The organism is Sporocytophaga myxococcoides, from assembly GCF_000775915.1.
Taxonomy (GTDB): domain Bacteria; phylum Bacteroidota; class Bacteroidia; order Cytophagales; family Cytophagaceae; genus Sporocytophaga; species Sporocytophaga myxococcoides_A.
Window position 1 is genome coordinate 409,635 of sequence record NZ_BBLT01000004.1, and the last position, 22,443, is coordinate 432,077.

General features: G+C 36.1%; 17 protein-coding genes. 3 read left to right on the plus strand and 14 right to left on the minus strand.

Translation table 11 applies throughout. The annotated features are described in order from the left end of the window. Window positions 1-13 precede the first annotated feature (13 nt). Window positions 14-2,713 carry a PQQ-binding-like beta-propeller repeat protein gene (locus MYP_RS11925; RefSeq protein WP_045463457.1) on the minus strand — a complete coding sequence of 900 codons (2,700 nt, stop codon included), beginning with the start codon at window positions 2,711-2,713 and terminating at the stop codon, window positions 14-16. Between the two features lie 55 nt (window positions 2,714-2,768). Here MYP_RS11925 and dtd point away from each other — a divergent pair, with 55 nt between their 5' ends. After that, window positions 2,769-3,221 carry a D-aminoacyl-tRNA deacylase gene (gene dtd / locus MYP_RS11930; protein ID WP_045463460.1) on the plus strand — a complete coding sequence of 151 codons (453 nt, stop codon included), beginning with the start codon at window positions 2,769-2,771 and terminating at the stop codon, window positions 3,219-3,221. Next, entirely contained in the window at window positions 3,222-3,548 is a 327-nt protein-coding gene (locus MYP_RS11935; RefSeq protein ID WP_045463463.1) for a nucleotide pyrophosphohydrolase, read from the plus strand. Window positions 3,549-3,607: 59 nt separating this feature from the next. Here the strand turns inward: MYP_RS11935 and MYP_RS11940 are convergent, their stop codons facing one another. Beyond that, on the minus strand, window positions 3,608-4,345 hold the full coding sequence (locus MYP_RS11940) for a dienelactone hydrolase family protein (RefSeq protein WP_197060067.1): 738 nt from the start codon (window positions 4,343-4,345) through the stop codon (window positions 3,608-3,610). Between the two features lie 122 nt (window positions 4,346-4,467). Here MYP_RS11940 and MYP_RS11945 point away from each other — a divergent pair, with 122 nt between their 5' ends. Further along, on the plus strand, window positions 4,468-5,844 hold the full coding sequence (locus MYP_RS11945) for an IS701 family transposase (protein ID WP_045463469.1): 1,377 nt from the start codon (window positions 4,468-4,470) through the stop codon (window positions 5,842-5,844). A gap of 96 nt (window positions 5,845-5,940) precedes the next feature. Here the strand turns inward: MYP_RS11945 and MYP_RS11950 are convergent, their stop codons facing one another. The 12 genes from MYP_RS11950 to MYP_RS12005 form a co-directional block, all read right to left on the minus strand. Further along, entirely contained in the window at window positions 5,941-7,218 is a 1,278-nt protein-coding gene (locus MYP_RS11950; RefSeq protein WP_045463472.1) for an MFS transporter, read from the minus strand. 8 nt (window positions 7,219-7,226) lie between these two features. Further along, window positions 7,227-7,454, minus strand: a complete 228-nt coding sequence (locus MYP_RS11955) for a hypothetical protein (RefSeq protein WP_045463475.1) — start codon at window positions 7,452-7,454, stop codon at window positions 7,227-7,229. A gap of 47 nt (window positions 7,455-7,501) precedes the next feature. After that, complete coding sequence (locus tag MYP_RS11960; protein ID WP_045463478.1) at window positions 7,502-8,092, minus strand: TetR/AcrR family transcriptional regulator; 591 nt, start codon at window positions 8,090-8,092, stop codon at window positions 7,502-7,504. 218 nt (window positions 8,093-8,310) lie between these two features. Continuing rightward, on the minus strand, window positions 8,311-9,771 hold the full coding sequence (locus MYP_RS11965) for a trypsin-like peptidase domain-containing protein (protein WP_052430131.1): 1,461 nt from the start codon (window positions 9,769-9,771) through the stop codon (window positions 8,311-8,313). Window positions 9,772-10,003: 232 nt separating this feature from the next. Continuing rightward, complete coding sequence (locus tag MYP_RS11970; RefSeq protein WP_045463950.1) at window positions 10,004-10,906, minus strand: class I SAM-dependent methyltransferase; 903 nt, start codon at window positions 10,904-10,906, stop codon at window positions 10,004-10,006. A 106-nt stretch (window positions 10,907-11,012) separates the two neighbouring features. Then, window positions 11,013-12,743, minus strand: coding sequence for a lysine--tRNA ligase (gene lysS, locus MYP_RS11975; protein ID WP_045463480.1), 1,731 nt, complete (start codon window positions 12,741-12,743; stop codon window positions 11,013-11,015). 285 nt (window positions 12,744-13,028) lie between these two features. Beyond that, on the minus strand, window positions 13,029-14,366 hold the full coding sequence (locus MYP_RS11980; protein WP_045463483.1) for a DUF5723 family protein: 1,338 nt from the start codon (window positions 14,364-14,366) through the stop codon (window positions 13,029-13,031). A gap of 406 nt (window positions 14,367-14,772) precedes the next feature. After that, window positions 14,773-15,966, minus strand: coding sequence for a glycosyltransferase family 2 protein (locus MYP_RS11985; protein WP_045463485.1), 1,194 nt, complete (start codon window positions 15,964-15,966; stop codon window positions 14,773-14,775). A gap of 12 nt (window positions 15,967-15,978) precedes the next feature. Further along, entirely contained in the window at window positions 15,979-16,635 is a 657-nt protein-coding gene (locus tag MYP_RS11990) for an acyltransferase (RefSeq protein ID WP_045463487.1), read from the minus strand. A 27-nt stretch (window positions 16,636-16,662) separates the two neighbouring features. Beyond that, window positions 16,663-18,267: a T9SS type A sorting domain-containing protein gene (locus tag MYP_RS11995; protein WP_045463490.1), complete on the minus strand. Its 1,605-nt coding sequence runs from the start codon at window positions 18,265-18,267 to the stop codon at window positions 16,663-16,665. A gap of 93 nt (window positions 18,268-18,360) precedes the next feature. Beyond that, window positions 18,361-19,551: a right-handed parallel beta-helix repeat-containing protein gene (locus MYP_RS12000; protein ID WP_197060068.1), complete on the minus strand. Its 1,191-nt coding sequence runs from the start codon at window positions 19,549-19,551 to the stop codon at window positions 18,361-18,363. 227 nt (window positions 19,552-19,778) lie between these two features. Continuing rightward, the gene (locus MYP_RS12005) at window positions 19,779-22,310 is read right to left on the minus strand and encodes a right-handed parallel beta-helix repeat-containing protein (RefSeq protein WP_081990494.1); all 2,532 of its coding nucleotides are present in this window, start codon (window positions 22,308-22,310) and stop codon (window positions 19,779-19,781) included. Window positions 22,311-22,443: the final 133 nt, after the last annotated feature.

A 22,443-nucleotide genomic window follows, 5' to 3' on the forward strand; every position in this document is an offset into this window, starting at 1 on the left:
TAATCCCGAAAGGTTATCTTATTCGGACTATCTCAATACTTTTTTTATTCACTTTAACTAAACTTCCCTCATTATATTTTTCCAGATAAACTGCGGTAGGCTTTTCCTGACTTTTAATCCATCCCTCGCCTAGAAATTTTCCATTTGGAGTAAACAAAATGCTTCTGCGATTTGTAAGATCGATTACAAGCCAGTAAGAAATATTAGCCGCTATTGAATGGATATATTTTATATCATACTTATCCAAGGGAAAATTTGTCTGAGTAAATAATGGACTGAGAGACATATCAAGAAAATCCAGACGATCTTTATCTTTCCTCACAATAGTATACGACTTAATTCTATCATCTGGATAAAGGGAAAATTTGCTTTCAGGACTTAACCGAAAAAGCTGAGTTCTCTTTGCTATTTTGCCCGTAAAATCTACTTTAACCAACTCTCCTTTTTCTGACAGGATCGAGATATAACTATTACTTGCTGAAGAACTCTTTTCGATAAAAAACGGACTTGTTGTTGCATGCTCCAGCTTTATAGGGAAACCATCAATAAGCTGCCCTTTTCTATTGAACACATGCAACTTCCCCTTCCTTGACAAGGCTATGATGTAATCCTTATCAGCTACACGTACATGATATGGTCTGCCGACTAAACTATAATCAATTTTTTTAGGCTTCCATCCATCAAGTAGTTTTCCCTGAGTATCCAAAGCATAAATACTACCAGAATCGTCACCCGCAAAAATTCTGTAATTTTTGCTCCCATCATAATCAATCAAAGCAAGGGAAGTAATATGTACTTTACCTGCAATAGCTAGTGGAAACCCTTTTATAACTTGACCATTAGCACTATTGATGGCATAAATTTTATTTCTTACTGCAAAAACTATTTCATCTTTTCCTTTCTTGTCAATATTTCCCCAAACCGGTTCCGTACTTAATTTTCCCTCTACTTTAGCGCTCCATAACAAAGTACCAAACCTGGAAAACAGATGGGTATTAAATAGTGAATCCTGAACCAGAAAATGCTCCTCCAGTCCTGATATTACTCTTAATGGATAAGCCTCCGAAATAAGTCCCGTATTGAACTGTATAGTTTTATTGACAGCAAGCGACTTAGGAGTTTCTGTTGCGCCTGCTTTGCCCTTTTGAATAATATACCTGAATGAAAACTTTCCATCAGAGCCTATAGAAAAGCTTATACCAGTATAGGAAAGAGAAGCTGAGGATCTAGTCCAATTGTTTTTTATCTGTGTATCACGGATGCATTTACCCGCAAGGAATTCAGAACGGGCTGGATTTATATAGAGTGATACATTCGAAGGTTCTGTAAAAAACTTTATTCCTGGTGTCTTTTTCAGAACGTATCCGTTTTGAACCTGCTGCAGGTAAGTTTCCAATGCAGCCAGCTGGTTTCCAATCACAACAAAATTGCCATGGCTTGTAATGAAATATTCTTTAAAATCTGAAAATACCGGACCGAATAAATGAGTAAGAATATCCTTTTTATGTACGGCATAAATCTTCCTGTTCGGATTGGCAGAAGTAACAGAAGTAGAAGAATCAGCAATGCTTCTGAAGGCCGTCATAAAATTGTTAGCATCAGAAGTTTTTATGATGGCATACTGAAATATTCTATCTGAAAATTCAGGCTCAACAATCACCCAAGCTACTTCATCTTTAATAAGCTGAACAGTTTTATTTAATTGTTGGAAGCTACCTCCATTCAATGATATTTCTTCGTTGATTTTATCATATTCAGCAAACCAGGAGGAAAAATCGGAAACGCTTAATCTGAAAATAGTTGAAGCATTTTCAGGAATTACAGATCCCATCGAAAACTTAACAGGAGTTTGATTTCTAAAAGTATATAGAAACTGTTTTTCCTCTGCTACAGTCTTACCGTTCAAAATCAATCCAGATCCTTCTTTTTCCCAGGTGACGCCTGAGTAAGATGCAAAACTTTCCAGTCCTTTAAGACCTTTAACATATTTGGGTGTGCAATAGAGTGATAAATATCCAGGCAGGTTCTTATGATTTATAAATATTTTTGTTGAAGTTTTAATCCCATCAAAATCATTAGCCTTAGTCCAGTTGAGGTCTTTATTCCGTTCAAAATTTCTGATAACATCTTCGAGAAGGAATCCGGAAAAACTTCCAATAAAATACTCTTTATAAAATATAAACGAAAATTTTTTCCTCTCTCCCCTTCTACCTAAATCGTAAATCATGATATCATTGAAGAGCCGGTGATCTAGCGTTAAAGAAGCGTCCTGTTTGACAAGTTTTTCAAAATCGGCATGAGCTTTTTCTTTATCTCTTTTCAAATAGTAAATAAGATCTACATCACTTTTACCAGCAGCATTCAAAGATATGTACACCTTTTGTTTATCCGAAAAATTGATAAGGCTGTCCAGAAGTGGATCTTCATTTAAATGCGTGTATAGAAACTCAAGAAACGGAACCGAGGAAAACATGGAAGAAGAAGACCTGCATTCCTTCATTACTTCTGTAAGATCTTCAGATTCCATTAATACTACTGATGAAGGAGATAACAATTCATATACTGTATTCTTTTCACTTTTATAAAATCTGAAAGCAATAAAGATGAGAAATATTCCTATAATAGAAATTCCTGCAGCAATTAAAGCATTTCTTTTTTCGCTAATAATTTCTTTAATATTATTGATTATTTCCGATTTGCTTTTGGAAAGCATTTGCATTATTTTTTTACAAAATTTATACTTTTATTTCAATTAGAAAAATTTATTAATGATTGCTGTTATTCAAAGAGTTAAACAGGCTTCCGTTACAATTGACAACACACTAAAATCCAGTATCGTCCAGGGACTTCTGGTTCTTTTAGGTATTGCACATGAAGATACACAGGAAGATTCAGAATGGCTTACTAAAAAAATAATTAACCTGAGAATTTTTTCTGACAATGAAGGCAAAATGAATTTGTCTTTGAAAGATATCAATGGAGATCTGCTGGTTGTGAGTCAGTTTACCTTACATGCGAGTACTAAAAAAGGCAACAGACCTTCCTTTATTGATGCTGCAAGACCTGATCAAGCAATTCCCATGTATGAACAATTTGTAAAACTTAGTGAAGTTGAACTCGGGAAAAAGGTTTTTACAGGTGAATTTGGTGCGGATATGCAGGTACAACTCTTAAATGACGGACCTGTAACTATTATTATTGACACAAAAAATAAAAATTAAATGACTATCAAAGAAGCTCAGGAAGCTGTTGACCAGTGGATTAAAACTACCGGAGTCCGCTACTTCAATGAATTGACTAATACCGCTATCTTAATGGAAGAGGTTGGAGAAGTTGCAAGGATCATGGCAAGAAGATATGGAGAACAATCATTTAAAAAAGGTGAAGATGGCAAAGATCTTGGAGACGAATTCGCTGATGTTCTGTTCGTACTGATATGCCTCGCAAATCAGACAGGAGTAGATCTGACTGAAGCTCTGAATAAAAGTATGGCAAAGAAAAGTATCAGAGATAAAGACAGGCATAAGAATAATGAGAAGTTGTTTTAAAAAACTGATGCCATCACAAGAAGGGATGGCATCAATGAAAAAAATTAGAGTCTCTTTTTTCAAGCTCCGAAAACCTCTTTTAAGAAGACGATCAAAGCTTCCCAGGAACGCTTAGCAGCTTTTTCATTATAGGCTGCGCCCTTGGAGTTGTCGTTACCTGCTCGTTCTTCAGTAAAAGCATGGACAGCATTTCCATAGTAAACCATCTGCCAGTCTGCTTTACCATCACGCATTTCTTTTTGAAAGTTTTTAATTTCACTTTCTGGGACATAAGGATCATCAGCACCATGTAACACAAGTACTTTAGGCTTAATTAATGCATTCGCACGAGATGTATCTTTTCCAAGTCCACCGTGAAAAGAAACTACTCCTGCTACCGGAAGCTCTCCCCTTGCTGCTTCCAGAGCCCCTGTGCCTCCAAAGCAATATCCCATTACAACAATCTTATCAGGATCTGCACCCAATTGTATCAGTTGTTGGAGTGCGGCTTTGATTCTGGATTGATAAATAGCAGGATTATTTTTATAATATGAAGACATTTTCGCGGCTTCCTGTCTGTCTTTTGGTCTTGAGTTTTCACCATAAATATCGGCAGCAAGGGCATTATACCCCAACTTGCTCAACTTATCAGCAGAATGTTTTGCATGATCATCAAGTCCCATCCACGCATGGATTATAACCACACCAGGAACTTTTCCTTTCGAACCCTGTGCCTTTGCATAATATCCTTTTAAAGAAGCAGAGCCATCGGAATAAATAACATCTTTGCCCTGAGCAAAGGCAAGGTTTGTGAGCATAACAAACGCAATAATTATATTTAACAATTTCATATAAATAACTCTACTTTGTCACAATAAAAATATAGATATTCAATAAGTTATAATATCTTTATAAAAAAAAATAAGCGAAGGGTTTTTAATTGACAAGAAAAACCACCCCTCGCTTTTTAAAAGATAATAGCAAATATGACAAGAAAACTACATTTGCGCAAGGCCTTGAAGGCCGGCTAACGGCCTTTGTAGAATGTTTTAAGTCAGTATTCACCCTTTACAATAGTTCTTCAGATCAGATTTGTGATCAATATTTTAATGGCCTTTTTCTCTCTGAAAAAAGAAACTGTCAAAGTATAAGTGAGAAAGTTTCCTGCAATGAACAATCTTTAAATCATTTTATTTCTAATAGTCCCTGGGATTATAATCAACTTTTTTCTTTAATAGCCTCTAAATATACAAGCATACTTCCTTCAAGCTGGAAGAATGATTTATGCTTAGCAATTGATGAAAGTAGTTTTCCTAAAAAAGGTAACAAGTCTGTGGGTGTTTCACATCAGTATTGCGGACAGCTCGGAAAACTAGCCAATTGCCAAGTTGGAGTATTTGCTAGTCTCATCTGCAGAAATCTATACTGTCTTATTTTGGCTGTTCTCTTTTTACCGCAAAAGTGGATCGATATAAAAGAAACAGACATACCTGCTATAGATAAAACCTATAAGACTAAAATAGAAATAGCTCTGGAAATTATAATCAGAGTAAAAACAGTTTTTAAAATTCCATTTAAGTGGGTTTGTTTTGATAGTTTTTACGGAAGAGACTCTAGTTTACTTTTTTCTTTACAGGATCTCTCTATCACATTTGTGGCCGATATTCCTAATCACCATGCAGTATATTTAAAGCTCCCAAAAGTTTTACAACCTGTTAACAGTATTGGAAAGAGGGGAAGAAAATCAACCAGAAAAATAATTAAAGGTCGGTCGATAGTTGTTAATAAAATTGCCAGTCAAATCAAGGAAACCGATTACAGAGAAATTATATTGAGAAAGAACAATAATGGAAAAAATGTAAAAGCTAAGTTTTTCTCCTGCCCCGCAAATATTGTAAAGAAAGCTGATGGATCTGTAATGAATGTTATATTATTAATCCGTAAAGATGAGGACGGAACCATCAGGTATACTATAACTAATGCAATAAATGAATCATTGGAAAGGCTTGCCTTCATGCAGGCTCAAAGATATTTTATAGAAAGATCTTTTCAGGAAGCCAAACAGCAATTGGGGATGAATGAATATCAAATAAGAGGTTATAAAGGGTGGCATAGACACATGGCTATGACATCCTTGGCTTTATTATTTGTCCAAATAGAAAAACAACTCTATAGAAATGAAGGAATGCAACCTACTACTCCCATACTTTGCAAAAGTATTATTAAACTATTACCTCAAAAGGTTTTATCACTGCAAGATCTCTTAAACAAAGTATCAAAACCATTGAATAAAAATCGCAGAAAACTAATAACTTAGTTGTGACAAAGTAGAGATAAATATGTTTATTTAAAATTATTTTGAGTAAGGCAAATAGCCGACATGGAAAGAATCCTATTGATATAAGTAAATAAACTATCCTACAGCTATCTTTTGTTGGTTTCCTGTTGATTTCAATACATTCTTTTGTTTTTCTTCTACTTGTTTATTGACATAATAGATTGCAACCAAAGCAATAATCATTGCTACAGTAACTACATAACCAAGTATATCGTAGTGAAGAATTTTTCCTACAGAAGTCTGAACAACTATGAGTCCGGCAATACCAGATCCTATTCCCCCTGAAATTTGCTGTACTGCAGAATTGATGCTCATAAAGGCACCTCTGTCATCAGGATTCGGAATTCCTGTCATCAGTGCGGAAGAAGATATGATGCGGGCAGTAATTCCGAAAAACATAAAGATATTTATAACAATTAATAACCACAAAGGTGTAACGCCAAGATGACAATAGATCAATAGGGTAACAATGCTTAATACTGTTCCAATAAAGAAAATATTAAACTTACCTAATACATCGCTGTATTTTCCGATAAAAGGACCTGCAATCATTGAAAATATCCCGGTAACACCGTAAAGTATCGGAAGATCTTCCTGCGAAATCCCAAGATTATTAGTAGTAAAAGCACTGGCAAAAGGCATAATCATAAAGCCTCCTGTTGCCAGCAATGTAGTTGATGCAAAGGCTTTCAGATAAGGGATATTGGAAAAAGTTTTTGCAAGAAGGTATAATGCATTTCGGTCTGATTTGATTTTCAGGTGCTCATTAACAGGTTTCATATATGTAAAAAGAATTACACCAATTATAACGCCCAGTCCTGCAATCATCCAGAAAGGAGCATGCCAGTTCAGATGGTTGGCCAGATAAAGACCGACAGGTATACCTAATACCTGACTTACTGAAAATGCCATTTGCACAAATCCCATTACTCTCCCTCTTACTTCCATTTTAAATAAGTCTGTGATAATCGCAAAGCCTATTGATGATAAAACCCCGCCGAATAATCCAGTGACGATGCGAGCAATGAGCAGTGAAAGAAAGTCTGTAGCCAAAGCACAAAAAACAGTACCCACGATAAAGCCGATATAAAAAAACATCAGCATTTTTTTTCTGTCATATTTATCTGCAAAACCAGCAGCCATGATTCCTGCAATACCTGCGCTAATAGCATAACCGGAAACAACCAGACCAAACTGAGATGTTTTCATATTAAGTTCTTTTAACAGTATTACTCCAAGTGGAGATAAAACCATAAAATCAAGAATAACTGTAAACTGCAGAATCGCCAGCATAGCAATCATGAAGACCTGATATCCTGTGAAGAGTTTTTCCTTATGAATTGTAGTTGTCATTTTTTTATTTAATCCAAAAGCTCCTCGCAAAAGAAGCCCGCTTCGTTAATTATCTTAATTATTGTTTTTATATCAATTGTAGAAGATTCCAGTCTAAGTACTTTATCATGATCTTCCAGATCTACACTCCATGTAGAAATTTCTGTTACATTACTGAAGAGAGGTTCGATCAGCTTCAGGTCTTTCTTATAATTGATATTAGTCTTGAAGACCAGCACTGTAGTATTTGTTTCCATAGTGATCTTATTTAAAATAAACTTTTCATTTTGCCAACAGTAAAAAATTATGGCTTTAAAGCTTTTAGAACTAACTGGAGCGTCTGCATCATCAACTCATCGGTCAGGTGAAATTCTTTATTGGCATAGCTATGACCTTGAGAGTGAAATTTGATTAATTGATATAAAGGGCCGAATGCCACAGACCAATAAGCTTCAAAAGGTAATTCAATTAATTCATTGTTTTTAATGGCATTCCGTGTAAATTTTCTCATTACATCTCTGAAATGCTCTTTATTAGCTTCCACAAAGCGCTCATAATACTGGGAATGTTTGATCTGTTCCACAAAAAGCATTTCTGTTGGATTTTCTGTAAAAAATCTGGCTCTGTTTCTCCACTGTAATTTCATCCCCTCTTCAAAACTCATTTCCGGGTCGAAATTTTCAAGACTTGTACAGGTTAGCTTTTCACTGGCATACAAAGCAAGTTGGATGATCAGGTCTTCTCTATCTTTGTAGTAAATGTAAATTGTAGCAGGAGATACACCAGCAGCTCTGGCTAGCTTTTGCATACTGAGCCCGTCCAGCCCTTCCTTCACAATCATCTCGACAGCCTTCTGCCTGATTGCTATTTCCTTATTTTCGTCTCTAGCTCTCATTTCTGATACTAGTTGGCAAATATAAATGAATGTTCATTCACTTAATAAACATATAAAGAACTTAATTTCAATCACCCCATAAACTACCTAATTTTCATTAATTTAAAATCATAAAACGAACTAAATCGTATTTCTAAATTTTTGAATTAAAATTAAATAAGCAGTAAAGAGTACAACTCCTGACTGCTTATTTCTCCCCTTAAAACAACTTATTTAATTTAGAAAGCTATGGCATAAAATGCTTTTTCACCATTTGGGTAAATACCCTGTACCAGCACACCATTTTGTTTATTCTTATTAATGATCTTAGTTGCATCTTCAATAGATTTCACTGGGATTTTATCAATATGAGTGATGATGAATCCGTCGGCCATACCGGCACTTTTAAACTTTCCCGGTAATACTTTTTCAATTTTCACACCACCTTTAACCTTAAATTTTTTTGCTTCTTCTTTTGAAAGGTCCCTCATCTGAGCACCCACAAGCCCTCCCATTTCATTAGGATCTTTTTTGCTAAGCTTGGTTCCTCCAGTACTGTTTTTAAGAAGCGCTTCTGTCTCACGCACTTTACCATCTCGAGAATAAGACAATTTGATCTTATCCCCTGGTCTGTGAATGGCGACTATCTCCTGGAGCTCAGCAGGAGAGTCTACAATATGACCTTCAATCATTTTAATTATATCTCCCTTTTGAATTCCTGCTTCGGCTGCAGAACTTCCTTTTACAACAGAATCTACATAGACCCCGTGGAAATCAGGAATTTTTTTAGCTTTTACTAAAGCTGCATCCAGGTCCTGAATCGTAACGCCCAGAATTGCCCTTTGAACCTGACCATATTTTTTCAGATCTTCTACTACCTTAAAAACAATATTTGAGGGTACTGCAAATGAATATCCGGCATATGAACCTGTCGGACTGGCAATAGCTGTGTTGATGCCTATCAGCTCACCCTTTATATTGACTAAGGCACCACCACTGTTTCCGACGTTTACAACAGCATCTGTCTGAATGAATGATTCGATTGCCATATTGCTTTGTTCTGCCAGCACACCTACGTTACGGCCTTTGGCACTTACTATTCCCGCGGTTACGGTTGAAGTCAGGTTAAATGGATTTCCAACTGCCAGTACCCATTCCCCTATTTTTATAATGTCTGAATTTCCATAAATTATAGGAGTCACTTCACCGCTTTCAATTTTCAGAAGACTCAAATCTGTTTCGGGATCTATGCCTATTACCTTTGCATTATAACTTCTTTTATCATTCAGTACAATTTCAATTCTATCTGCACCTTCAATCACGTGATTATTACTCACAATATAGCCTTCCCCTGAAATAATAACCCCTGATGCTGATGCAATAGGATACTCCTGTGGTTTCTGCTCCTTATCCTTACTTTGATCTCCCTGAGGAGTTTCTGCCTGACCACCATATAATTCTTCCAATAAATCCTGAAGTGGATTTTCAAGAGAAGCAGAACCTTGAGGTGAATTTGAATATGTCTGAATAAAAACCACAGCAGGCCTTGATCTCTCTGCCGCCAAGGTGAAATTCATCCGCTCCGGAACAACAATATTTGTGTCTTTTGGAGCAGGGGCCTGAAGACCTGCATATATAAAATGATTCACTCCTGTGAAGGATAGAACCAGAGCCATCATTAATTTCGTCCAACTTCTCATACGCGTCTATCTTTTGGCAAAGACAGCTATACTGATGTCATTGCATGTTTATTTATTCAACTGAGCTCGAAGAACAATAGTTATTCAATTATATTTTAAGAGGATTTAAAAGGGAAAAATTAAGGCTTAAGAACAGGTGGGTAAAATGCAGGAAAAAATGTAGTAATAAAATTATAAAAAATAAAGAATATTAGATGCCAATGCCTGAAGCAATGGCATCTATAAAGCCGGATTAACCTTTTACAGAGCTAAATCTTGAGAATACTCCTAAAGGCAATTTCTTTTTAAACCCATCCTGAAGGAATAACTCCCCTATTTCCAGATTTTTTCTATCGCCAAAAAGTTGTTTGGTAAATGTCTCAAGGATAAGCGCCGAAAATCCTATTGAATAAAGATTGATGATAAAGAAATAATTCTCATTATCCAGCAGATCTGCGCAGTACTTTAACATTTGATTCAGATGTTCCTCGATAATCCACTTCTCTCCTGTAGGGCCTCTTCCATAAGCAGGTGGGTCAAGAATAATGCCCTGATATTTATTTCCCCTTTTCACTTCTCTTTGTACAAACTTCATTGCATCCTCTACAACCCAACGAATATCAGCCAGTTGAGATGCTTCCATATTTTCTCTTGACCAGGTAATCACCTGCTTTACAGAATCAACATGCGTTACATCTGCTCCGGCAGCTTTCGCTGCAATAGAAGCTCCTCCGGTATAAGCAAAAAGATTCAGGACTTTTGGCTTTCCTGACATAGCTTTTACAGTATCATAAATATAATCCCAATTAGATGCCTGTTCAGGAAAAATTCCAACATGCTTAAAGCTTGAAAGACCCAGTCTGAACTTCAACTCCATTCCTTTGTAAGAATATGGCATTAACCATTGCTCTTTCATTCCTTTCTTCAGCACCCACTCTCCTCTTTCACTATCAAAGTTTTTATTGCCTTCTTCTTTTTTCTTAACGAAAGCAGCATTGTTCAATTTGTTCCATTCATCTTCCCTCATGGAAGGATCCCAAACAGCCTGAGGTTCTGGTCGGGAAAGAATGAATTCACCGAACTTCTCCAGTTTTTTATAATTTCCCGAGTCTATCAGTTCATAGCTTTTCCAGTGTTCGGGAGTAAGTAATTTCATTATGTTTATGGAGGTTTTAGGAATTATTCGGAATCTCTGTTCTATTAAAAACATAAAGTGTAAGCACCTTTCGATACTTACACTTTTAATAAATATAATTTTGCAATTATGCTTCGATCCAGGATTTTACCTCATCGATTGTTGGAGCTTTGATTTCAAGCTTCATTTTTTTTCTCATTCCGCAAAGGTCATTGAACAACTTATTGGCGTTTGCGGATTTTAATTGTTCAATGTTATTTATTCCGGCTTTCTGCATCAATGGAATCCATTCTTTCTGAATTCCTCTGGCAAGATATTCAGCATCAGATGCCTGCTGCATCTGCTTTTCAGGTTTCATCTGAGGGAAGAAGATAACATCCTGAATAGAATTTGAATTGGTCATGATCATTGCAAGACGATCTATACCAATACCAAGACCTGCTGTTGGAGGCATACCATATTCAAGAGATCTTAAGAAGTCCTCATCAAGAACCATAGCCTCTGTATCTCCTCTTTTCCCTAACTCCAGCTGCTCTTCAAATCTGGCTCTCTGATCCACAGGATCATTTAATTCCGAGAATGAGTTGCAGATTTCTTTTCCATTACAGATAGCTTCAAAACGTTCTACCAGACCTTCTTTCGTTCTGTGTCTTTTTGCCAGTGGTGACATTTCTACGGGGTAATCCATGATAAATGTAGGCTGGATCAGATTCGGTTCGCACTTCGCTCCGAATATCTCATCTATCAGCTTTCCTTTGCCCATTGAATCATCCACATCTATGTTAAGGCTTTTCGCAACATTTCTAAGTTCATCCTCATCCATGTTATCAATAGTGATACCTGTGAAATGCTTGATTGCTTCAAACATAGTAAAACGTTTCCAAGGTCTCTGGAAGCTGATCACGTTGTTACCAACCTTCACCTCAGTAGTACCATGAAGTTTCAAAGCAATTTTCTCAACCATTTCCTCTACCAGGTCAGCCATCCAGTTATAGTCTTTATAAGCAACATACAACTCTATCTGGGTAAACTCAGGATTGTGGAAACGAGACATGCCTTCGTTTCTGAAATCTTTTGAAAATTCATAAACACCATCGAAACCGCCAACGATAAGCCTTTTCAGGTATAGCTCATTTGCGATTCTAAGGTAAAGAGTCATATCAAGAGTATTATGATGCGTCTTAAACGGCCTAGCTGCTGCACCTCCATAAAGAGGTTGCAGAATTGGTGTTTCGACTTCAAGATAACCTTTGTTATTAAGGTAATCTCTCATCGTATTTACAAGAGCAGTTCTCTTAATAAAAGTATCCTTTACATCCGGATTTACGATAAGATCCACATATCTCTGACGGTATCTCTGCTCAGGATCTGAAAATGCATCAAATACTTTTTTATTACCTTGCTCATCTTCCGCTTCTTTTACGATAGGAAGAGGTTTTAAGGCTTTCGTAAGCAATGTAAGGCTGGTAACATGAATAGAAATTTCTCCGGTCTGGGTGGTAAATACATATCCTGTAACACCGATGAAATCTCCTATACCCAGAAGCTTTTTAAAGAATGTATTGTAATATGTTTTATCCTCTTCAGGACAAAGATCATCTCTTCTTACATATAACTGAATTCTGCCGGAACTATCCTGAAGCTCTACAAAAGACGCATTTCCCATGATCCTTCTGCTCATGATCCTTCCTGCAATGGAAACATTCTTATAATCGGTCTTTCGCTGTTCGTAATGCTGATGGATGTCTTTTGCTGATACATTTACATGAAAAGTCTCTGATGGATAAGGATTTATCCCCATTTTCATCAAAGTTTCCCTTTCTTCTCTTCTAATTAGTTCCTGTTCACTTAATTGCATAATATTATTCCAATGAGAGGGCAAATCTATAAAGATTCCGTCAATTTCCTGACAGGTTTTAGATTGAAATCTTACAGAATAATATTAAAAAGGTAATTTTTAAGTATTAGTTCGCTTATGGAAGATTATTTTTCCATTGAAGAACCCTTGATTCAGATTACTTCCTTATTAAATTCGACTATAAACATATAATTCAAAAAATCTGAATTACAAACAATTACAATTTTCCATGAAATTTTTAAAGCAATTCGAATGCTAGAATTTGAGTAAAAAAAATAATAAAACTCAAAAGAAAAACAGAGAACTGATTGAAATATCTGTTCCCTTTCCCAATTTGGTAACTAAAGGAAATAAGTTTGAAGTTGCAGCACCTATAGTAAAACATCTGTATTTAATAGAAGCCATGCATCCTAATCCAATTCTTGCATTTCCTCCCGCAAAAAAACCAGGGCCTATCTCAAAAAAATCTTTCCAGTTGTAAGTATAACCAATCGACAACTGATTTGACAATTCATTAATCCTGAATTCATTCAAAAGACCTGACAAAGAAATATAAGCCCTGTGTTTGCTATATTGTACAAGTGTTCGGTTAAACAAAATTTTATCATCCTCTTTGCTTCTCCAGGAAAAGAGAATATTCAATCTTGGATTTAAAAAATGTTTATAACGGTCCGGAGTTCTATTTACTGTCAAGTCATTAAATATGGTATCGTCTTTAATCCCTTTAAAACCTTCATCTGGATTGAAACCTTCAAAATGAATGGATGAACTATGCTGCAGATGTTCAAGAGATTTATTGAATTTTATACCTCCAAGGTCTACCACAGAAAGAGATGCCGTATAATCTTTTAAATTAAAAGAAACACCCCCATCAAAAGCCATACCTATACCATTACTATTCAATGGATTTAATGAACTATTTAAGATATTAGAAGTATAGAGATCAAAATTTGAATTAACATCTATATACTTTGCGCTTTTATCCATATAAAAATCTACAGAAGCATTTTTAGTTAAGACAGATGCTATTCCCCAAAGAAACTTCACCCTCCCACCTGTGGAAATCGAAAAGTTTTTTCTTTTAAAAATTTTCCGTGTTCCACCAATAAAAAACTCCCTGTAATAAATACCATTGAGGTCAATATTACTAATTCTTTTACTCTGACCGGCAAAAGCTTTATCTGTTTCAAGAACAAGCCTCATAAGGTCTCCGGGAAATACCACTCCTGCCTCTGCCCGTTCTGCAATTCCTGCATTAAAAGCCCAATTGCCACGCAGTCTGTCAGGAACATAATAAGCTAAAATAGTAAATGCTGTCCCATTCATACGGATTCTGTTTGAATTCTTGAAATTTTCAGGATGATCAAGAATGTCGTTTTGAACATTCTGTTCACCATCCAATGCAGAAACCAATTTATTGAGCTTTATGAAATCATTACCAATTCCGGCATAACCATTGAGAGGAAAATAAATTTCAAACTGAGGACCGTTATCATTAAGAAATCCGGGATGATAATAGGACGTCAAACCTGAGAACTTATAAGATGCAATAGCGGGAATGATCGTCTGCGCAAGAGATGCCAAAGGAAGACCAATAAGCAAACAGCAGACTTTAAATTTCATATCCTAAATGGAAGTTTGAACCACAGTTTTCAAATTCAAATTAGCTTATATTATATTTTCAAAATCAAATCATTTTTAGGTTAAAACCTGAAGGTATTGCATAGATAAAAAATCCATAACATCAATCTTCCCTAAAGAAGCATCCAGGAATAATGATTATTATGAAAACTTATAATATTGCCCGGTGTTTACAAAAATATATTGATGCACTTCAATTCTGTATTTCCTGAAGAAAGGGAGAGCCAAAATGAATTACGCTTTTCTCTATAATTTTAAATTTAAGAGTAAGATTTAAAAAGCAGGGTTCTATAAGTAATCAATTTGATGTCCGTCTTGAAAAACTTAAATAAAAAACAGCCTTTACTGCGATTAAAGGCTGTCATTGGAGCATTAAATATTTATATAATCATGAAATTACAGCCCCCCTTTTAGATCTTTCCCAGGCTGCTGACTGATCCCCTTTCACAAACCTTATAAACCCAGCAAATACCGCATAATTCATTATAAAGAAATAATACGGGATAAACAACAATTTTACTCTCAACTCTCTATTGGCAAGATACCATCCGATCATTGCAGAAATATAAAATAGCACCTGTGCCGAAAATATTATTTGATATATATAATGCTCGAAAAACAACAGGCCGTTTGCCGGAAGCATCAGAAGCAGTAATACAGGTGTAATGCTCCATCTTAGCACTCTATGGGATATAAACTGAAATGCCAGCCAGAAATCCTTAAATGGATTCATTGCTGATACAAGTCTACTCATAGACTGCCACCCGCCTGCACAAATCCTTACTTTTCTCTTAAGTTCCTCCCTGACTGATGCAGATGCCGTTTCTAATGCATAGGCATTAGGTTCGTAAACAACTCTGTAGCCCTTTTCAGCTATTCTCATAGAAAGCATAAAATCATCCAGTATAGTATCAGTTTCCAGATCAGTGAACAATTCCTTTCTGAAAGAGAACAATTCACCAGCTGCTCCTACGATAGTTGACATTTCCGAATCCATACGTTTAAGAAAAGACTCATATTTCCAGTAAACTCCTTCTCCAGCGCTGGAGGCATTTTCTGCCTCCTTTGACATTATTCTCTTTTCTCCACTTACTGCACCTGTAAGTGGATCAGCATAATGCTTTACAATTTCTTTAATTGTCTGCTTAGGCAAAATAGTATTTGCATCTGAGAATATTACTATAGGAGAAGTAACATGCTTCATAGCTCTGTTTTCAGCAGCAGATTTGCCACCTCTTTGATCTTCATGCAGAAGAAGTATACTTTCATAGTGTTTTACTATTTCCGGAGTGCCATCATTAGATCCGTCGGTTATAAATATTATTTTCAGTTTATCTTTAGGATAATCCAGTTCAATAGAATTTTTTATTTTAGATTCTATAACCTCAGCTTCGTTATAACAAGGTACAACAAAACTTACTTCTGGCTGATAATCAACATCACCTGTCTTTCTTCTACCTTTAAATAACCTCTTAACTTTTACAAAGAAAAACATAACAATACCATATCCCATATATGTATAGAATACTACAAACAGGCCAATCCAGAAAATTATTTTTGAATAAAGAGTAATCCCATCCATATTTCAACCCATTTAGTTAACTCCGTTTTGCTTCACGAGTTCTTTAACCCTTTCCCATTTCTGTGTTCCAAAATCATATTGTTTAATAATTTTAGCAGGATTACCTGCAACGATAGAATATGGAGGTACATCTTTAGTAACCACACTGCCTCCTGCGACAACAGAGTGTTTGCCTATTTTAATACCTGCGGTAATAACGGAATTTGCACCAATCCATACTTCATCTTCTATTATGATATCCGCAACGGAACATTTCTGCAAACAAATAGGTGTAGAGATATCTTCATACCCATGATTTAAACCAGATACAACAATATTCTGAGCAAGGATAACATAATTTCCAATACTCACTGGTCCAATGATAACATTTGACATGCCAACCCTTACATGGTCACCAATCACTACAGGTCCCATTCCATTATTGACTGTAGAAAAATCTTCTATAGTAGAATTTTTCCCCATGACAAACGGATTAAAAGGAACTACATCCATTCTCGTTATTGGACGAATAATACTTCCTGATCCTTTTTTATGCACTAAAGGATTAATCAGCCATTTTACCCAGAATCTTGGCCTTGCCTGATTTTTAGGAATAAGCAATCTATGGATAATCTTCTTAAGTACAGGATCAGATTTTATTCTTTTTATAAATGCGTCAATTGTTTTCATATTTAAAATTATCAATAAAATTATTACTTACTTCTGCACTACTACTTTTTTAGCTTTAAACTTTTTACCTCTCTGCAACCTGCAGAAATAAACGCCTGAACTGAGATCCGTATCACTTATTGAATAATTATAAGACATTGAATACATTTTCTTAGCAGGTATAATTTCCTTAACCAACACTCCCCTTGCATCATAAAGTCCAAGACTAACTTCGCTATCTTCCTTAAGGAAAAACACTATCTTAGCCTCTCCCGCAAAAGGTGATGGATAAACCGAAAAATCATCCACTTCCTTGGCATAAGGAGACTCTATTGCACCTATATCTATTCCATTTCCCCTAGGTCTTTTATTCCCCACATAATCATCAGGAACAGGCATGCCCGGAACCTCTATTCCAGTATCAATCATGGGAGATTTATCAGATAGCATGAAACCATCCAGATAAAGCTCCTCCGTATTCTCAGCACTTATATTGGCAACTTCCCTCCATGAATCAGGATTTGCGACACTGAAAAAATTATTTCCTCTTGTTGTTACAAGAATGTTATTGATAAACTCATTTCCTGAACTATTGAAATTATTATTCAGGACAACACCTGAAGAGGCTTCTGAAAGAATTGTGTTATTAATGAGATGATAACCTTTACCTGGAGTGACCATGCTGTCTTCCAGCAAAATTGCCATGTCCCCGTTTTTAGCTATTCCGGTAAAGACATTATTATATACAAAATTATCACCTGCTCCATTAAGCCATAAGCCAGGTCCGCTGCCATCAGCTACCATATTGTTAAACAACTCTCCAGTAGTACCTGTACTGAGATGTACTCCTGCGGATTGATATTTATCATTGTTTCTTCCGTAATTTTCAATCTTGTTGGAGTAAATCTTAACATCGCTTGTTGCACATCCTACTTGTATACCTTCTCTGCCTATATTTTCGAGAAGATTATTATAAACTCTCACCCCTATAAGGTCATGCGGAAAAACCCTTACAGAAGCCCCATTGCAATCTTTAAAGACACCCCTGTAATGAGGGAAACCGAGATAAACACCTTCGCCTTTCGTATTATGAATATAATTATTGTGAATAAAAGTATTTTTCTGAACGAAATTGCCTCTATTAGGAATACCGCTGCAATCCGGATCTGTCTTAGCCAGTATGCCCGCAAAGCCAGTATTTGCGATTTCAATATGATCAATTTCCATATCCGTTGACATCATTCCAATGGAGACACCTGGAATCTGCTCGCCTGTTTGCATTACAGCAAAACCATAAGTTAACTTAGATTCCCCAGTACCTGTAAGTCTGAAATGTGAGCAGTTATTTATCCTGATACCATAATACCAGTCATTATTTTTGACAGTTACTTTTCCTCCACAATTAATAATTATTACCGGATTATCTGCAGTCCCATGTATATTAGCAAACCCTAAATATTTTTTTACAGATGATTTGATGCAGACTGTAGATCCGGGAGTAATTTTCAAAGTATTCCCATCTACATAAAGAATATTTTCTTCAATTATAAAGTCGCAGTTACATCCGGATGCACCATAACAAAAGCCTGAACAGGCAAACAAAAAAAATACTGCGTTAAATAAATATGATAAAATGCTGTTGAGCTTTTCCATATTTAAAAAATCTCAACTTCACTTTATTTGTTTTTAAAATTCTTGTAAACCCTTACAAACAGGGGATACGAAAAACTTTTATTTTACCAAAAATCAGAATTCAGTACAACCAGGATCTGGCGATCCGGATTTTCTTCTGGCTTTCCCGTTTATATCTTCATCTACAGAAAAAACATCCTGCCGCCTCCCTTTTTGAGCGACCTCAGAAACAAAAGCACTCTGAAGCAAAGGTTTAAGTAACGATTTTTTATTTGAAGTGAAGTTTCCTTCTGTTTTGGCTTCAGCCTTATCTCCGAAGGATATGTAATAATCTTTCTTATCGCCAGGCTCTCCTGTCCTTACTATTACATTATTAAGAATATAGTTATCTGTTAATTCATTAGACATTTTAATTCCCTGCTTTTTCGGATTTAAAATAGAATTGTTAACTAAAATTATTTTGGAAGAATCCCTTACTTCTCTATTGTCACAAAAGATACCAAACTCACCGCAGTTTGAAATAAGGTTGTTATAAATAATATTATCTCCTATCCCAAGAACAATAATACCATTGCCCATTCCGTTTGACACTCTGTTGTTATATACAAGCCCTGTAGTGCCAAGCCCTACCTGAATGCCGTTTCTCTGAGAACCTATATTAGCGAGACCAAAACTATCGATACTGTTATTAAAGATTTCTGCATTGCTTACAGCACATCCCAGTTGCAAACCATCCCATTGCGTATTCGAAATCTTATTGTTAAAAATTTTTACATTTTTCAATTCATGTGGATAGAGCAATGTATCGGGACATTTCTTATTTCCATTCCACCCACTATAAAAAGAGTTGCCAACATAAAGTGCTTCACCTTTAACATGATGAATGTAGTTATGATGAATAGATACGTTTTTTTGAACAAAGGTGCCTCTATTGTAATTACCATCACATTCAGGGTCTGTTTTAGCCATAATACCGGCAAAGCCACTATTCCTTATTTCCATATGGTCGATTTCAAAATCTGAACTCCCTTTACCCACCATGATACCACTAGCTCCTTTTTTGGTGGAGTCAATTAAAAAACCATATTCGAAGTTTTCATCTCCCGTCCCTGTAAGTTTTATGTAATGACAGTTGTCTAATTTTATTCCATAACCCAATACCAGATTAGAAATCTCGACTCTTCCTCCACAATTAATGACCTTTACAGGATTTAGCGAATCACCCTCAATATTAATAAGTTGAAGATTTTTCCTCTTTCCAGCCATAATACAAACAACGTCTCCTGGCTTTATAAAAGTTTTCAATCCGTTAATTTGCTCAGTTTCAGGCAATATTCTAAAATCGCATTGACATGAGGGCTCCTCAAAATTAAAATTCAAAAAAAAGAATAAGAAGGTTAAGGGAAGAAATAATCTGATAATCATTAATTAAGCTTTTAGATAAAAAAGAAATATAAAAACATTTGTTTAAAAATATTAATAAAAAAAATACCCGGCAAGGCCGGGTATTTAAGTTTAACTTTTTAAGATGATTATTTTACTAGATTAAAGTTCACTGATAACGTAGTCCCTGCAGTTCCTTTAGTTCCCGCCTGGGTATAAGGAGTTGCGGATACAGTGTGATTTCCAAAGGCAAGGTAATAAGATCCATAATTTCCATTATTATCACCTCCTATAGCAAACGGAGCTTCGCTTTCGATTCTGCCTGCTTTGCCATCCATTTTGAAAGCAACACTTTTTACTTCGGCACCTGTATTTGCCCTTATATTGATTTTGTTTGCTTTAAGAGCAGAAAGGCTGATGGTAGCTCCATTAGTAATCGTTGCTATATCTCTATTTGTTTCAGAATTGACTAGAGTGAAACTAACAACAGTATTACCAGTCGAAGGTGTTGGAGTTGTTACTGCTCCATTTGTTACAGTGAAAGATATCTCAGTAGTTCCACCAACAGTTCCTTGTGCATTAGCGTCAGAATAATCAGTTACGGATAATTTACGACTTCCCTCTGCAAATGTGCCAGGCTTATAATCACTTCCTGCATCTCCAAACATTGTTATAGGAGCATAGCTTTCTGTATTAACAACAGCACCATCCAATTTAAACTGCACGCTTCCTGCAAATCCTGAAGCCACATTAGCTCTGACATTGATATTCTTTGTACCTATTTTAGAATAGTCAATAACTGCGCCATTTGTCAAGGTCATGATATCTTTATCAGTGTCAGCATTAACAAGAGTAACGCTCGTTACTTTAGTTGCTCCGGGAGTCGGAGTGGTAGTCGCTCCGTTTGTTACAGTGAAAGAAATCTCAGTAGTTCCTCCTACTGATCCCTGTGCATTTGCACTTGCGTAATCTGTTACAGCTAACTTGTGACTTCCTGCAGCAAAGGTACCTGGCTTATAATCAGCGCCTTCATCACCAAACATAGTTATAGGAGCGTAGCTTTCAGTATTAACAACTGCACCGTTTAATTTAAACTGCACGCTTCCTGCAAATCCTGATGCTACATTAGCTCTGACATTGATATTCTTTGTACCTATTTTAGAATAATCAATTACTGCACCATTAGATAAAGTCATGATATCTTTGTCAGTATCAGCGTTAACAAGGGTAATGCTAGTTACTTTTGTTCCTCCTGGTGTTGGTGTTGGAGTTGGTGTTGGTGTCGTACCACCACCAGTACCTGGATTTGGATTTACAGAAGTTCCTGAAGAAGTACCTTCGTATGCTCCGATATCATATCCATTACCTGTAGGTCTTGCTGTGCTTGAGAAATCATAAGTAACACCGAAAGAAGAAACGTCAGCACCTTTGTCGATGGCAGGAGAACCTGCAGCTAGGCGATAATCTCCGCCAGAAGCATTCACAAACTTAACATCAGCAACGTTCATTGTTGTATAGTTGTTTTTGTCTGTTACTTTGGCACTGTTTCTGGAATTGATAAACTTGCCCGTTTTAGGATTTACGATAATGTTATTGATAACATTATTCATCGGTATTTTTCCAGCAGCTATCATGAAACCATCAGATCCACTATTGATAATTGTGTTGTTGATGAAGCTGAATGCTTGTCCTGGAGTATACCTGGTATCGGCATATACACCATATGCACCTGCATTGAGTATTAAATTGTTATACACTACATTATCACCATATCCAAGGCATATAATACCGTTACCCGGACCATTTTTGATAATATTATTATAACATTTTCCACCGGTACCTTCACCTAACTGAAGACCATTATTCTGGTGGGCTGCAAATGGATCTCTACCATAATTTTCAATCGTGTTATCAAAGATCTCACAACCTTTTGTTGCGCAACCAACCTGAATCCCTTCGCAGCCGGTATTAACAACTTTGTTTTTGAATAGACGAAGCCCTTCTACAGTGTGAGGCGTGATAGTTCCACACGAAAGGTTTCTACCTGAAGCGTAGAATGAGTTACCAATATAAAAACCTTCACCAGTAACATCGTGAACATAGTTATCATGAATAGAAATATCTCTCATCGTAAAGTTTCCATTCCATGTAGCCGGATCACAAGTTGGATCTGTCTTACCCATTAAGCCTGCAAAGCCAATGTTGCTGATTTCTACATTAGAAACCTCCCAGTTGGTAGACAAGCTTTCAAAAGTAACACCGATATGCGAACCTTTTACGTGGATTCCATACTGATCATTCGATCCATTACCAGCCAATTTCACATATTTACAATTTGAAAATTTCAAACCATAGCCGTTGCTGCTGGATGCACTGATAGTCACTTTACCATTTGAGTTTACAAAGGTAATTGGTTTGCCAGCCTGGCCTTGAAAATTTTTCAACCAAAGCGGACCTCTGGTACCAGCTTCGATACATACAACGCTTCCCGCAGGAAGATTAAGCGTACTTCCGTCAACTACTGTTTGACTTGTTTTAATTGTATAGACGCATGAATATCCCTCAGCAGCAGCTAAACTACTTTCAGCTGCATTATTTTTGGTGACTTCATGTTCTTTTTTACAAGAGGTAATAGAAATACCCATGACACATAAGGCCATCAAAATACTAGATCTTCTCATTTTTAATGTGTTTTTGTTAAGAGTACAAAAGATTTGTTTGGATTTTACCGCAATTAAAGGCCAATCGATTGTTTAATAAGGTGCTTTTCCAGCACGGGCGAAATTGCTTATTGTTTCTGCGCAGAATTTAACT

Coding starts and splice junctions, on each gene's coding strand:
- MYP_RS11940 (WP_197060067.1), bottom strand. CDS start 4,345: ATGCTCACAAACCTTGCCTTTGCTCAGGGCAAAGATGTTATTTATTCC.
- dtd (WP_045463460.1), top strand. CDS start 2,769: ATGATTGCTGTTATTCAAAGAGTTAAACAGGCTTCCGTTACAATTGAC.
- MYP_RS11950 (WP_045463472.1), bottom strand. CDS start 7,218: ATGACAACTACAATTCATAAGGAAAAACTCTTCACAGGATATCAGGTC.
- MYP_RS11985 (WP_045463485.1), bottom strand. CDS start 15,966: ATGGATGGGATTACTCTTTATTCAAAAATAATTTTCTGGATTGGCCTG.
- MYP_RS11925 (WP_045463457.1), bottom strand. CDS start 2,713: ATGCTTTCCAAAAGCAAATCGGAAATAATCAATAATATTAAAGAAATT.
- MYP_RS11935 (WP_045463463.1), top strand. CDS start 3,222: ATGACTATCAAAGAAGCTCAGGAAGCTGTTGACCAGTGGATTAAAACT.
- MYP_RS12005 (WP_081990494.1), bottom strand. CDS start 22,310: ATGAGAAGATCTAGTATTTTGATGGCCTTATGTGTCATGGGTATTTCT.
- MYP_RS11955 (WP_045463475.1), bottom strand. CDS start 7,454: ATGGAAACAAATACTACAGTGCTGGTCTTCAAGACTAATATCAATTAT.
- MYP_RS11995 (WP_045463490.1), bottom strand. CDS start 18,267: ATGGAAAAGCTCAACAGCATTTTATCATATTTATTTAACGCAGTATTT.
- MYP_RS11980 (WP_045463483.1), bottom strand. CDS start 14,366: ATGAAATTTAAAGTCTGCTGTTTGCTTATTGGTCTTCCTTTGGCATCT.
- MYP_RS11970 (WP_045463950.1), bottom strand. CDS start 10,906: ATGAAATTACTTACTCCCGAACACTGGAAAAGCTATGAACTGATAGAC.
- MYP_RS11960 (WP_045463478.1), bottom strand. CDS start 8,092: ATGAGAGCTAGAGACGAAAATAAGGAAATAGCAATCAGGCAGAAGGCT.
- MYP_RS11990 (WP_045463487.1), bottom strand. CDS start 16,635: ATGAAAACAATTGACGCATTTATAAAAAGAATAAAATCTGATCCTGTA.
- MYP_RS11965 (WP_052430131.1), bottom strand. CDS start 9,771: ATGAGAAGTTGGACGAAATTAATGATGGCTCTGGTTCTATCCTTCACA.
- lysS (WP_045463480.1), bottom strand. CDS start 12,743: ATGCAATTAAGTGAACAGGAACTAATTAGAAGAGAAGAAAGGGAAACT.